11 protein-coding genes and 1 pseudogene are annotated in these 13,583 nt (G+C 44.4%); 1 reads left to right on the top strand and 11 read right to left on the bottom strand.

The annotated features are described in order from the left end of the window. Window positions 1–40 precede the first annotated feature (40 nt). The gene (locus IGK14_RS04905) at window positions 41–1,312 is read right to left on the bottom strand and encodes an extracellular solute-binding protein (RefSeq protein ID WP_194185461.1); all 1,272 of its coding nucleotides are present in this window, start codon (window positions 1,310–1,312) and stop codon (window positions 41–43) included. Window positions 1,313–1,566: 254 nt separating this feature from the next. Here IGK14_RS04905 and IGK14_RS04900 point away from each other — a divergent pair, with 254 nt between their 5' ends. Beyond that, window positions 1,567–2,565: a LacI family DNA-binding transcriptional regulator gene (locus IGK14_RS04900; protein WP_081116594.1), complete on the top strand. Its 999-nt coding sequence runs from the start codon at window positions 1,567–1,569 to the stop codon at window positions 2,563–2,565. 82 nt (window positions 2,566–2,647) lie between these two features. On the opposite strand, the gene IGK14_RS04895 is transcribed toward IGK14_RS04900, so the two are convergent. The 10 genes and pseudogenes from IGK14_RS04895 to IGK14_RS04850 all read right to left on the bottom strand — a co-directional run bounded on the left by IGK14_RS04895 (window position 2,648) and on the right by IGK14_RS04850 (window position 13,510). Then, window positions 2,648–3,169: a GNAT family N-acetyltransferase gene (locus IGK14_RS04895; protein ID WP_194185460.1), complete on the bottom strand. Its 522-nt coding sequence runs from the start codon at window positions 3,167–3,169 to the stop codon at window positions 2,648–2,650. Window positions 3,170–3,186: 17 nt separating this feature from the next. After that, the gene (locus tag IGK14_RS04890; protein WP_194185459.1) at window positions 3,187–3,948 is read right to left on the bottom strand and encodes a YibE/F family protein; all 762 of its coding nucleotides are present in this window, start codon (window positions 3,946–3,948) and stop codon (window positions 3,187–3,189) included. Then, window positions 3,945–4,976, bottom strand: a pseudogene (locus IGK14_RS04885) (YibE/F family protein). Before IGK14_RS04885 ends, IGK14_RS04890 begins: the two are co-directional and overlap by 4 nt. A gap of 168 nt (window positions 4,977–5,144) precedes the next feature. After that, a complete protein-coding gene (locus tag IGK14_RS04880) occupies window positions 5,145–6,104 on the bottom strand; it encodes a D-2-hydroxyacid dehydrogenase (RefSeq protein ID WP_015509314.1) in 960 nt (319 codons plus the stop codon). After that, a complete protein-coding gene (locus IGK14_RS04875) occupies window positions 6,101–7,432 on the bottom strand; it encodes an APC family permease (protein WP_010747783.1) in 1,332 nt (443 codons plus the stop codon). The genes IGK14_RS04880 and IGK14_RS04875 overlap by 4 nt, the downstream gene beginning before the upstream one ends. A 123-nt stretch (window positions 7,433–7,555) precedes the next feature. Then, window positions 7,556–8,776 carry an MFS transporter gene (locus IGK14_RS04870; protein WP_010747782.1) on the bottom strand — a complete coding sequence of 407 codons (1,221 nt, stop codon included), beginning with the start codon at window positions 8,774–8,776 and terminating at the stop codon, window positions 7,556–7,558. Between the two features lie 188 nt (window positions 8,777–8,964). Continuing rightward, window positions 8,965–9,564 (bottom strand): YczE/YyaS/YitT family protein, encoded by a 600-nt coding sequence (locus IGK14_RS04865; protein WP_005225521.1) that lies wholly within the window; start codon window positions 9,562–9,564, stop codon window positions 8,965–8,967. Between the two features lie 107 nt (window positions 9,565–9,671). After that, a complete protein-coding gene (locus tag IGK14_RS04860; protein ID WP_438711710.1) occupies window positions 9,672–11,156 on the bottom strand; it encodes a response regulator transcription factor in 1,485 nt (494 codons plus the stop codon). Beyond that, window positions 11,149–12,897: a sensor histidine kinase gene (locus IGK14_RS04855; RefSeq protein WP_074535017.1), complete on the bottom strand. Its 1,749-nt coding sequence runs from the start codon at window positions 12,895–12,897 to the stop codon at window positions 11,149–11,151. Before IGK14_RS04855 ends, IGK14_RS04860 begins: the two co-directional genes overlap by 8 nt. After that, on the bottom strand, window positions 12,890–13,510 hold the full coding sequence (locus IGK14_RS04850) for a DUF624 domain-containing protein (RefSeq protein ID WP_154694300.1): 621 nt from the start codon (window positions 13,508–13,510) through the stop codon (window positions 12,890–12,892). Before IGK14_RS04850 ends, IGK14_RS04855 begins: the two co-directional genes overlap by 8 nt. Window positions 13,511–13,583: the final 73 nt, after the last annotated feature.

Below are 13,583 nucleotides of genomic sequence, written 5' to 3'. Positions count from 1 at the left end.
GATGAATGACCTCCGAAACGTTTGTCCTTGAGACGACTTTCTAGTTTTGAATTGCCGCAATGGCTGATTTGATCTGTTCGACTGCTTGTGATAAAGCTGTTTTCGGTTCAGCCTTTCCAGTAGCAATGGTTTGCAATGCGGCATCCATTGGTTCCCATACTGAATTCATTTCAGTGATCCCAGGCGTTAGTTCTGCGTGTTGGGACTGAGCGGCAATGGCTGCAGCACTTTCACTTTCTTGAACTGCTGGATCATCTGCCAATGAAGCAACCGCTGGTACTTCCTGTGTTTTTTCATAACGAACTTTTGAATTTTCCTCATTGCTGATAAATTTGACGAACGCTTCAGCTAATTCAGGGTTTTGGGAATAGCTACTTACGTTGTAGCTTTTGACACCGATAAAGGAACCCATATGTTCACCATTGCCTAATAATGGCAATTCTTTCACACCATAGTCGATGCCCGCTTCTTTATAAGGAGACAAGTTCCATGGTCCCGAGATGACAGCGGCAGCTTTTCCTTCCGTAAATAAAGAGTCCAACACATTGATTCCTTGTTCACCGACCAATCCCGATGGAAAAACACCTGCATCATAAAACTGTTGGATATAGTCTGCCCCTTCGATCGCGCCTTCATTAGCTAATCCAATATCTTCAGGGTCATAGGATCCATCGGCATTCTCGCCAAAAACATAACCGCCATAACCGCTCAATACACCTTGTGCGTAATAAATTTGATCCCATAATGCCAGTAACCCATAACTGTCAGCACCTAAAACAGACTTGGAATACTCCAGCCACTCATCCGTTGTCTGTGGCAAGTCATCTTCGGAAATTAGTTCTTTGTTATAATACAAAATTTGTGTTTCAACCGCTTTTGGTAAGCCGTAGACTTTGCCGTCAACGATTTGCGATTGCATTGCTGATTCTGTATACAGCTCTTGTAGCGTTTGATCGACTGTTAATTCTTTCAACAAACCTTCGGTAACGGCTGTACCGATTTGATCGCCAGGAATCGTGATGACATCCGCACCTGTACCAGCGGGTCCATCCAATCGTAAATCTTCGATCTGTCCACCATAGGCTTTTTCGACCACTTTGATCGTCACATCGTGTTCTTCTTCAAATTGTTTGACTGCCTCTTCAATCCCAACTGATTTTGCTTGGTCTTCCCAGACCAATAGATCATAGTCCTTATTGCTGCCACTATTTGCTGCAGTACTATCTGTCCCTTCACTTTGTGGACCGCAAGCACCTAATCCTAAAGCTGCTACACTTAAAAAAAGAACTCGAGACATTTTTTTCATCATCATTTCTCCACCTTTTCTTTATTTTGCAAACGCTATCTTCTTGTTTATAATAAATTATTTTACTTAATATGTAAATAGTTTTACTAAATTAATTTCTTCAACGGAGTAAATAAACGGATAAAATCAAGGTTTATCTCAAAAATAATTTTTCAAAATACCACCACGCTCTAAACTTTCACTATTGAGTAAATATATTTAGTAAATTCATTTACTTGGTAAAGTTGTTAGCGTATACTAGAAGAAAGAGGTGAAGAAGATTGGTTACAATAAAAAAAATTGCCGAGCAATCAGGCTTTTCACAAGCGACTGTTTCCCGATTATTGAAAGGCGACGAATCGTTGTCGATCGCTGCCGATACGCGTCAAAAAATTATTCATACCGCTTTATCACTAGGTTATGATCGCTCAAAAATAAAAACAACACTAGAAAAAATCGCCGTCCTTTTCTGGCTGACAGAACAAGAAGAGCTGCAAGATGTCTATTTTCGACAATTGCGTATCTCTTTAGAAAAATATGCGAAAATCAACAATTTGGAAATTCAACTGATCACCCATGAAGATGATGTTTTAGAAACACTGCAAGAAGTCGCCGGATTTATTGGGATTGGCTCTTTCACTGAGAAAGAAACGCAGCAGTTCAAATCCGTTTGCCCCTATGGCGTCCTTTTGGAAATCAACCCCTGTCCAGAGTTGTTCGATACGGTCAAACCTGATACTGATCGAATGACGCAACTGGCGATCGATCTATTTTTAACAAAAGGATACCGAAAGATCGGCTTTATTGGTGGTGCTTATCTAAATCCTGATACCCAACGTGCAGAAATGGATAGTCGCGAGGTCATCTTCCGTCAAACGCTGGCTCGTCGAGATGCGCTCGATGAGGCGTTCTTATTTAGTGGTGGCAATTTTTCCGTTGAAACCGGCTATCGTTTGGCGAAAAAAATGGTGGAATCCCTTGGTGACAATTTGCCAGAGGCGCTCTTTGTGGCTTCTGACACCATCGCAGTTGGTGTGCTCCAAGCGTTAAACGAACGATCCATCATCATTCCTGATCGCTTGGAATTAATCAGTATCAACGACAATGAGATCGCAAAATTTGTGGCTCCCCCTCTAACAACCTTTAAAATTGATGTGGAGGAAATCGCCAAAACCGCGATCGATTTATTGGTGGATCAGATCGTTCATCCTCGAGCGATCACCAAAACAGTCCTTTTAGGGGCTGAACTCATCGAACGAAAAAGCTTTACGCAAGCATAAAAAACGCCCCTAGAAAGTTAGAAAAAGCTAACTTTCTAAGGGCGTTTTATTGTCTAAATCGAAAAAAGCACTCTTTCGTTTTTCACATCTCTTTCGCCACAGCATACACAAGATGCGGCATGTCCACTTGCCGATAGTGTTTGACAAAGCGATCCACCAGCTTCATTCCATTGCGCAATGCCACATTTATGGAGGCTTGATTGGTCTCACGAATGATCGAATAAACACTGGCGGCATTCAGCGTTGCAAACGCATAGTCTTTACAAGCCTGGGCGGCTTCTGTGGCAAACCCATGATGCCAGGAGTTCTTTTGAAACAAGTACCCAATTTCTAAAACGGCTTCTCCCTTGACGTCTTGCCATGTCAACCCGCATTGACCGATCGCTTGCCCGGATGCTTTCTCAATCACTAGCCACAAGCCAATGTGATCGTTTTGATAGCGTTGCAGCTGTTTGTCGATCCAACCAGTGACTTCTTGCTCACTGAAGGGTCCTTCATAGGCAATCATAACTTCTGGATCTTGCAAAATCTTTTCAATTGCTGGTCGATCGTCGTGACTCATTTCTCGCAGGACTAATCGCTTAGTTTCAATTAGTGGTTCCATGGTGGTTGCGCTCCTTCCTATTCCATTCGGTTTCTTTTCAAAAAATACCAACTTGCTGCCCATGCGGTGATGGGTAAAATAATCACCGCTGCCAGACCCGTGATCAAACAAACGACCAATTCTGAGACGAACGCCTTCGAATTGATCATTTCACCAAAGGAGATCGACAAATCTTGAAACCACGCAATCAACGCCAGATTACTTCCCATAAAGGCAAACAATAAGGTATTGATCGTTGAAGACAATACGTCTGATACCACGGTCATACTACTTTTACTTAATGCCTTGATCGAGACTTGCGGGTTTGCTTGAAAAAGTTCATAGGTCGCAGTGCTGATCGCCATACTCCCATCTGCCACCGCCCCCGAAAAACTCATCAAAATGATCGCAGTCATCAATGTCTTAAAATCGATGGCTACATCAAAGGAATACATCGCCAACTCATCCAGTTCCTCTGCCGAAAACCCATGCAGATTCATTGCAGAGAGCACAAGCGGAAATAGTAGTAGAAAAATCCCTAGAAAGACCAACACACAGACAAAGGCAATTTTGGTTTTCTGATTGACGCCGTTCACGAAAAACAAGGTGATCGCCGCCACGGTTAAAAAGGCAACACAAGCCGCTGGTAAAATCGGTGTCCCTCGGTCAATCAGGACCAGCAGCGCTAGAAAGACAGCCACATTCATAAACAGACCAGTGACTTGAAACAGCCCTTCGATCCGAAAAACAGCGAAGGTCAGCAAGAGAAAAAGCAAGCTCAACACAAACAAAACATTCATTTTGCTTTCCTCCTTTGTAGTTCAAAGCAAAGGAGCGTCAACGGTACCGATAAAACCAGCGCAAAGCCGCCGCATAATGTACGCACTATTTCTAAAGAAAGATGCATCGGCAATGCTTGCGACAGCAGCCAGCCATTTGCTAGGTAAAACAATAGCGCTGGCATACTCCCACTTAAATAAGCAAACAACAAGACATTGATCATCGAAGAAGTCGTATCTTGCGCGATGGACCGACCGATCGCTAATCGTTCCTTGCGGCTAGTCTGGGGATTGATGCGCTGGATCTCATCTAGACTGGCAATCAGCATGACAATATTGTCCATGCTGGCACCAATCGCGCCAATCAGCAGACTCCCTAGATAGACACTGCGATACGGACGGGTCAGAAACGACATTTCTTCATAGCGCAACCCATGATCTTGCAAAAGATCCATGGCGAACCGACAGAGAAAAAACGCCAAGAGGACGCTGGCTAACGAGGCAATGATTTTACGGCTGTCGATCGTACGAAAGCCATAGGAAATCCCCATCGTCAAAACCAACGAGACGATCGTAAAAACGATCATCAAGAAGACCAATGAAAAGGAGCTGTTGCCTTTGTGAAACCAAAGAAAAAGGAGCAGCAAGCCAGTATTCACAAAGATACTAAGTAAAGCCCGCAAGCCCTTTTTGCCACCAATTGCGACTACTGCCATCAAAAATAAGGCAAGGAAGAAAAAGAGATACCCATCCCGTTTTTGTGCTTGTACCTGCCAGCCATCCCCTTCTTTTTGCAAAAGCAGCTGTTGTCAGGTCTGATACAATGGATGAATCGCACCGTTGGGGGTGTATTGCGTAGTGACTGTCCGTAGTACCCCAGCTTCTTCTCCGTTACGAACGATCCCTTGGATCTGCTGCTGGTCGGAGGTGACTTGAACCGTTTGTACTTCTATGATCGGCTGTGCATAAAAGCGGCTGCTTTGGGTTTGGATCAGCCAGCTCAAGACCAGCACGCTAACAAAGGCCGCTAGATAATAATACTTTTTCAAGATCGTCTCCTTTCATTTTCAGCAAAAAAAGACTTAGACAAACCCCCAGTCCTACGACCGATCACCTTGTGAGGCTGGATGACTGGTCGAAATGGTTACTGTGTCGGCGAGACTAACTGCTTTGCTAGTCGCCTGTTTTGTTAAAGTCCTTTTACTTGCTCGTTTTGCTTACACGACATTTTGCGGTGTACCTGCTTTAAAGCCGCTTAAGTTCGCCACAGCAATCCCCATCAAACGACGCCGCGTTTCGACGGGTGCCCAAGCGATATGCGGTGTCAAATAGCAATTTGGCGCCTGTAATAAGGGATTGTCAGCTGCGATCGGTTCTTTTGAAACGACATCTGCCGCCAAGGCTGCGATCTGCCCTGTTTGCAGCGCTTCAGCAACTGCCGCTTCATCGATCAAGCCGCCACGGGCGGTATTGATCAGGATCGCAGAAGATTTCATTTGTGCCAATGCTGTGCGATCGATCATTTTTTCTGTCTCAGGAAACTGCGGAACATGAAGGCTGATGATATCTGCTTCTTGATACAATTCCGCCAGCGAAACTTGTTTTGCCCAATCCGCTTGTGCTGGTTTTGGTCGATGATTAAAGTAGATCACCTTCAACTGAAACGCATGAGCGATCGTGGCAACTGCTTGAGCAATTGCACCATATCCAATCAGCCCAATCGTTTTGCCTGCCAATTCCATCAATGGTGTCTGCCAATAAGAAAAATCTTTGCTGGTTTGCCAGTCGCCCTGATGCACGGAACGATTATGGTGTCCCACTTGATTCGTCACTTCCAGCAGCAAAGCAAAGGTCGCTTGTGCCACTGCATTTGTACTGTAGCTAGGAATATTGGTCACGGTGATTCCCTGTTCCTTCGCTGCTGCCAAATCAACGACATTGTATCCAGTTGCCAAGACCCCAATGTAGGTCAATTGCGGACATGCTTTGAGCACATCTGCGGTGATCGGCGTTTTATTTGTCAAAATTGCTTCGGCATCGCCGATTCGCTCAATAATTTCTTGTTTATCTGTATACGAGGTACGATCATACACCGTCACCTCTCCTAATTCTTCAAACCCTTGCCAAGACAAATCTCCTGGATTCAACGCATAGCCATCAAGTACAACGATCTTCATTCTTTCGCTCCTCTCGCTTTTCCTTTTGCTTTTCCATAAAAAACGGGAATTCCTAGTAATGTCACGCCAATTCCCACGACTGCTAACCACGTGTCAGTGATCAAGGTCATGATCAAGATAAAACAGCCACCTAAGATCGCAATCAAGGGAATGATTGGATAGAAGGGAACTTTATACGGACGCTTCATCTGCGGTTCTGTTTTTCGCAAACGAAAAACTCCTACAAATAATAATACACTAAAGAACCACATAACAAAAACCAGCATATCGGTCAAGAGATCAAAGGTGCCTAAAAGCATCATGATACACGCGATCCCTAATTGTAAAAAAGCCGCCGCATAGGGTGCATTGGTGGTTTTACTTAAAGTGGCAAAGGTCTTGCTGAAAGGAATCTCATCTTCCAACGCCATGGCATAGGGGACCCGCAAGCCAGTCATTGTATAGCCGTTCAATGCGCCATACACAGAGATCAGGATACCGATCGTGACCAGTTTTCCGCCAAAGCTACCAAACAAGGCCATCGCAGTTTCTGAAGCACTGTTCAAATTACCAGCGATTTGATCGATCGGCAATGTTTTTAAAAAGGCAACATTGATCAACACATACACCAAGGTAACAAAACTCAACCCAAAGATGATGGCTTTTGGTAAATCTTTTTCGGGTCGCTTCATTTCCCCAGCGACATTACCGACTCCCATCCAGCCGTCATAAGCAAAAAGGGTTGCTAAGAGGGCACTACTGATGCCAGCTGCAAGCGATCCTTGAGTATTGGAAGAAAAATCCACCAATGAGACCGATACTTGCCCTGGTGTCAACAGGCCCGCCACGATGATCACCGCAATCGGAATCAGCTTGACTGCTAACGTGACGGACTGGACTTGAGCAGCGGCTTTTGTTCCCAAAAGATTGATCAAGGTCACACTCGTTCCGGTCAAAATCGATAAAGGAAGCAAATAATTGCTGGGTAGATGAAATAAGTTCAAACACTGGGTCGCAAAAATAATACTTAAAGCCGCCACGTTTGCTGGAAAGTAAATGATACTTTGTGCCCAGCCTAATAAAAAGGAGGGTAATTTCCCATAAATTCTTTCAATATATCGAATGGGTCCGCCAGTCTCAGGAATCGCCGTCGCTAACTCCGCCACCGTCAAACCGCCGCAAATCGTTAGAAAGCCGGCAAGCAGCCAGACCAACAATGTCAAACCGGTGGATTGGGTCTGCTGGACCACAGCCGCTGCTTTGAAAAACACGCCGGCGCCGATCACCGTTCCCATTACTGTCGATAATGCCCCAAAAAAACTGATTTCTTTTTTCAATTGACTTTTCACAACATCACTTCCTTTTTAAATGAATAAGTCAAAGTATAGCGGATAGAAACTATCTTGACTAGAGGAATTTCAGAAAACAAAAAGCAAATACCATGAAAAGACGGCATTTGCTTCAAAATTTTTTTATTCTTTTGTGGATTCTTGAAAAACCAGCAACGGAAGCTGTCGTTTTTTGTGCATTTGTTGAACCAAATAAATTCCTGCCAGCAAGATGATCGGGAAAACGATCGCCCCTAGAATCCCAACCTGCAGCTGTTGTCCCGTCCATTCGACGATACTGCCGACGACAGCGGGTCCGATTGAACACCCTAAATCTCCTGCTAATGCCAAATAAGCAAATAGCGCCGTTCCGCCGTTGCGAATGTATTGCGCAGAAAGACTAAAGACCCCTGGCCACATGATCCCTACGGCAAAACCGCTTAAGCCGCAGCCAAGGAACCCGATCAATGGCAATGAAGCAAAGCCGATCATCATATACGCCAGTAGGCAAAGCAAAACACTCAAAAACATAAAGCGTTTCAAATCGATGCGTTCCCCAAACTTGCCGTAAAGCAAGCGGGAGATCCCCATCATCAAGGCAAAAACCATTGGCCCTGCTAAATCGCCTAGCGTCTTACTAACGCCTAAGCCCTGTTCGGCAAAGGTCGATGCCCATTGGCTGACTGCTTGTTCGCTGGCTCCAGCACAGACCATCATCACCAGAAACAGCCAAAAGCTTTTCAAGGAAAAGAGCTGCCGAGTGGTCAACCCTCGTTCTCCTTCGGCAACGATTGGCGCCAACGGGACTTTGGTAAAGAAAAACAAATTGACCAACGGGATCAGTGCCCAGATGATCGCCAAAATCGGCCACTGTTGAATACCGAACACCATGAAGAACGCCGTTGAGAACAAAACGACCCCCACGTACCCCCAGCAATAAAACGAGTGCAGCATGCTCATCGTTTTTTCCTTATGTTCCGTTGGACAGGCTTCAACGATGGGACTGACTAAGACTTCCAGCAAGCCACCGCCAATGGCATACAACAAAACCGCTGCTAACAATCCGCTAAACGGGGTCGGAAACCATAAGGGAAAAACGGCTAGACCAATCAAGCCGATCGCTGCAAAAAAATGCGCGGCTACGATCGACACTCGATAGCCGATGCGGTCTACAAAAAAGATTGCTGCAAAATCGACGGCTAACTGGGTCAAAAAGTTAAAACTAACCAGCAAAGTAATCTGGCTGATCGGTAGCTGGTATTGGCTTTGAAAGGTCAAAAATAATAAGGGGGCAAAATTATTGATGACGGCTTGAACGATGTACCCTACAAAGCAAGCCGCAATCGTCGAACGATAACTTTTCATTTTCACTTCTCCTTTACTCGTCTTATCAGTATACCAAGTCCAATAAGACAGTAACCATGGAGAAAACACTTTTTTTACCCAGAGAATCTTAAGGAAATCAGGATTTTTCTTCCCTCAGATAATTCCCTTAAATGGAAGCAGCAAAAAAGCTGTCCTCACAGACAGCTTTTTCCGACTTATTCTCAAGGCTAGGCGTTTTTCTTCCGAGCAGCGATGGTTTTCATGGTGGCTTCAAAGATTGGGCCAATAAAGACGATACACAAGAGAGTACCTAACCCAACACTGGCGCCTAGCGCAAAACCGATCAAGACCATGGCTGCATCCAAGCCGATACGGATCGTTTTTTGCGTCAATTTGCTTCGTTTGTAGATCAAGGCAGTCAAGGCTTCTAACGCCGCTGATCCCTTGTTGGAAGAAACGTAGATACCAGCGCCGATCCCAAATAAGATCGGTGCTGCGAAAATAGCGATCCAAGGATAAAAAGGCAAATGAATCGATACTTTGTCCATCACTGGTTCAAAGATCCCGATCAACAGGCCTAAGCCGATCCCGTTGATAAAACTGCCAATGCCTAATTCGGCACGATCAAAGACTGCAACAATCAACAAAACAATAATATTAAAACACAAACTGGCAATCCAAAAAGGGACATCGACGAAATTCAAAATTCCTAGTAAAAACGTACTGATCGTATCATATCCTTGATGGGCGGTGATCAATAAGGAAATGGCCAACGCAATCAGCCCGGTACCTATCAAAACTTGTGCAAATTTTTTGGTTTCTTTCACAACATCACGCTCTCTTCTTTATTTTTCCTCTCTTAGTTTACCGTGAAAGCGTCACAATTACTATCATTTAATCACAAAAACCAGATTTTTTTTGAAGAAATCTAAATTCAATCAAGAGATTCATAATGCTGTTCATAGGTATCGCGAAACTCTTTGGGGGTCAGACCATTCAATTTCTTAAACATTTTGGAAAAATAATTGGTATTGTTGTAACCAATACGATCGCCGATCTCACTGATCGTGGCTTTCGAATGAAGCAGCAGCTGCTGGGCTTGCTTGATCCGCACCAGATTGACGTACTGATTAAAACTCATTTCCGTTTCTTTCTTAAAGAGCTGCCCCAAATAAACGACACTGACATGCAGTTCTTCAGCCGCTGATTTGACCGTCAAATCATGGGTATAGCCTTCTTCGATCAACTGGATCGTCTTTTGAACGATCTCTGAATAGCGTTTTTGCGGCGGCTGCGATTTCGCCAACTCCAGCACATCATCAAAGAGCTGCCGCAAATCTGCCAGTGTATTAGACTCACGAATCCGTGCCAAAATCTGTTCATGGTTTTCGTGGGAAAGTACTGGCAGCTGCCGATAAATATCATTGAACAACAAGAACGAAACATAGCGAACATGCTCAGGGTCTGCTTGGGTTTGTTCCAAAATAGCGAACATTTTATCCAGCTCATGTTGGATCGTTTTGACATCCCCAATGGTCAGTGCTTTGTTAAAAGATAGAAACGGGAGTTCTTCGTTTCGCTCTAAAATATCCACGTGGATCGTCTGTTCTTGTAAGAACAGATCTGGGTAGAAGGCTTGCAGTGACTGAACCTGCTTGATTTTTTCATAGGCTTTATACAAATTCTCCCACTCGTTGATGGTCTCGCTCATAATCAACTGCCAGTCAGTACTATTGAGCTGCTGTGCCAGTGCTTTTAGATCAGCGTTGATTTGCTGCCTTGGTCCAGCAGCAGTAATGATCACTTGGTTTTCATCTAATCGCCCTGGTAAGATCAATGGCTGATCGTGTTGCTGAAAAAACGTCGTGATTTTTTGTAAGATCTCAGCAGTCCCATTGAACTGCAAAACGGTAAAGGGTGCTGCTAGTGGCACCCGCTGTTGCGCCAGCAAATGGAGGTACTCGCTTTCGTTCAATTCATCATTCAACCAAAGCAGCAGGCTTGATTCTTGATACAGTTCTTTTTCTGCCAACAGTTTTTGCTGCTCCTCTAACTCAGCTGCAATTGCTTGTACACTGCTGCGTAGTTCTTCTTTGTTAACAGGTTTGACGAGATAATTACGCACACCTAACGCCATGCCTTGTTTGACAAAGGCAAACTCCTGATAGCCTGATAGAATGATCGAGAAAAATCGATTCCCAAACGCTTGTGCTTGGCGGATCATATCGATGCCGTTCATTTCTGGCATCCGAATATCCGTGATCAGCAAATCAACGGAATGCTCTTGCAAGTACTCGAGGGCTTCACTAGCACTTTTCGCTGTATGCACCACCTCAAAGCCCAGTTCTTGCCAAGGCAAGATCATTTGCAGCCCCTGCAAGATCATGTATTCATCATCAACTAACATTGCTTTATACATCTGTCTCATGCCCCCTTTGCAAACGTTTCTCATCTAAGCGGATCTTGACCGTAAACCCAGCACCTGCCTGAGATGTAACGTCCATTTGATAGGCGCTGTTGAACATACCCCGCAACCGTTCGTGAACATTTTTGATCCCGATCGAGGTTTGGGCTCCGATCTCCTGATTTTGCAGTTCTTCTTGGATCATCGCCAACTGCTGTGCATCTGCGCCTTTGCCGTTGTCTTTGACCTCAATCACGATCTGATCGACTTCTTTATAAGCCTTGATACTGATGGCATTATCATTGCGCTGATAATCGATGCCGTGAACAAAATAGTTTTCGACAAGCGGCTGCAGCGTGAACTTCGGCAATTCCAACTGTTCTAATGCCGAATCGATGGTTACATGATAGGCGATCTTATCTGGGTAGCGCATCTGAAACAAGTAGACATATTTTTCACAAAAATCGATTTCTTCTTTTAAGGTCTTCGTCTTTTCTTGCGTCGTATTGTTCCGTAGCAGTGCCGAAAAGGCATAGACGACATCCGCCAGCTCTTCTTGGTTGCGACTCAAGGCATACATTCGAATGTATTCTAACGTGTTATACAGAAAATGCGGATTGATCTGTGCTTGCAGCGCCCGCATATCGGCGTCTCGCTGCTTGATCTCTAACGTGTAGATGTCTTTGATATACTCGTTGATACTGTAAGTCATTTGATTGATGGCTTCTGCGATTTCTTTCAGCTCTTGTTGGACATTGGCGGTATCGATCCGCTTATCAAAATTCCCTTGACTGACTTCTTTCGTCGCATAGACGATCTGCTGTACTTGCGAGGTATAGCGCTTGAAGGTCCGATGGAGCACCCATAGGACTAATAAGAGAATCCCAATCCCAAAGCTAAAGATCCAAATGGCGCTAGAAAAAATATCCCGCCAGATCACACCTTTTGACAACAAGATCAGTGACAACTCTCCGCTGACGGTCGTTTGTTTTTTGATATAAAAGTCTTTCGACAGAGTGTCGTGAATAGTTCCATGAGCCACCGCCTGATCAATTTTCGCTAAGGTCTGCTTGCTAAGGTTCGCGGCATCCTTGTATAGCCGCTGACCATTGGAGGTATACAAAAAACTGTTAATACCATGCGCTTGGTTGTCTTCTTGTCGATTGGCTAAGACATCGTCTGAGTGAAAAATCACGTAGACTTGCCCTAACGGTTGCGCATAATTACTTGGTTGGGCGATCGAACGAACAAAAAACAGACGATTTTTCAAATCGATCTGCTTGCCGCTGCGTTTTTCTCCATAAGGGGTATCTGGGGTTGCCACTAGTGTCTCATTGCTTTCATCCAGTTGAATAATGATCTCTTCGATACTAGGATGATTACGGATCAAGCGATAGAGGATGTTTGGCAAATACACACTTTGACCCGTCTGGCGAAAAATATCATTACTATAGGAAAAATAGTCTGGCAATGAAAGCTGTAAATAATTGCGCAGCGATTCAAAAGCAGTATCCGAACTGGTAAATTCGCCTAATACCGTTGAGACGACCGCGTTTTGATCCTGCACGTATGCATCCAGCTGCATACTGGTGGCTTCCACGAGGCGTTCGCTGCTATTGAAGCGGTCTGCCCCAGTATATGCCGTCAGAACCAGCATGATAATAATCGAGATGATCACCAAAAGGACGCTATACAACTGCATCAACTGATTGATCAAAAAGTCATGTTTAAACAAACGAAAGCGCTGCTTAGTCATGTGCCAAGTCCCGATCAATGACGGTTTTTTCCTGACTGATCGCCACATGGCACCACAAAATCAATAGACTAAAGGTTCCAAAGAGCAAGAGCCCTTTCATCATCCAAGTAAAAGCGAAAATACTGGCAATCCCCACTAACAATTTTAGAAAGGTCGCCATATGAAGAAACAGACACACGAAGGACAATTTCAGGTTATTCCACAAGGAAATCTCATAGGATGTGTCAAAAACCACACTTAGTAAGTACAGTAAGATACTCAATCCGCTGACGACAACTAAAACAAAAGTGATCATCAGCCAAATCAAGCCTTGGATCTGGGTAGCTAAATACAAGTTATACACTAAGAAACCTGTCAGTAGGAAGAAAAGATAAAACTGTTTATTGGCTTTGACAAAGACGCTGCGCCAAATGCGCCATGCGCTGCGAAAGCTTTGATGCTCATAATTTAGTCCGTCTTCATGGATCAAGGTACTAATGGTATGAAACGCTGGACCGATCCCTAAGATTCCGCCACCTGCCAATGTCAATACGACGAAAAACAAATTCAACTTCACGATCGCCCAAATCAAGCGAAAGCCCTTGACCAACCCACTATTTGCTGTTTCTTCCATTTAAAATTCCTCCCTTATTTGTTCCCTATCGAAAATGTAGCATGATTTTAGCTTCCTACTCAAGCTACCTGAG

The sequence above is a fragment of the Enterococcus sp. DIV0970a genome, from assembly GCF_051711265.1.
In the GTDB taxonomy this organism is placed as follows: domain Bacteria; phylum Bacillota; class Bacilli; order Lactobacillales; family Enterococcaceae; genus Enterococcus_D; species Enterococcus_D casseliflavus.
Note: the sequence above shows the minus strand (reverse complement) of the source record. Positions and strands in the feature narration are given on the sequence as shown.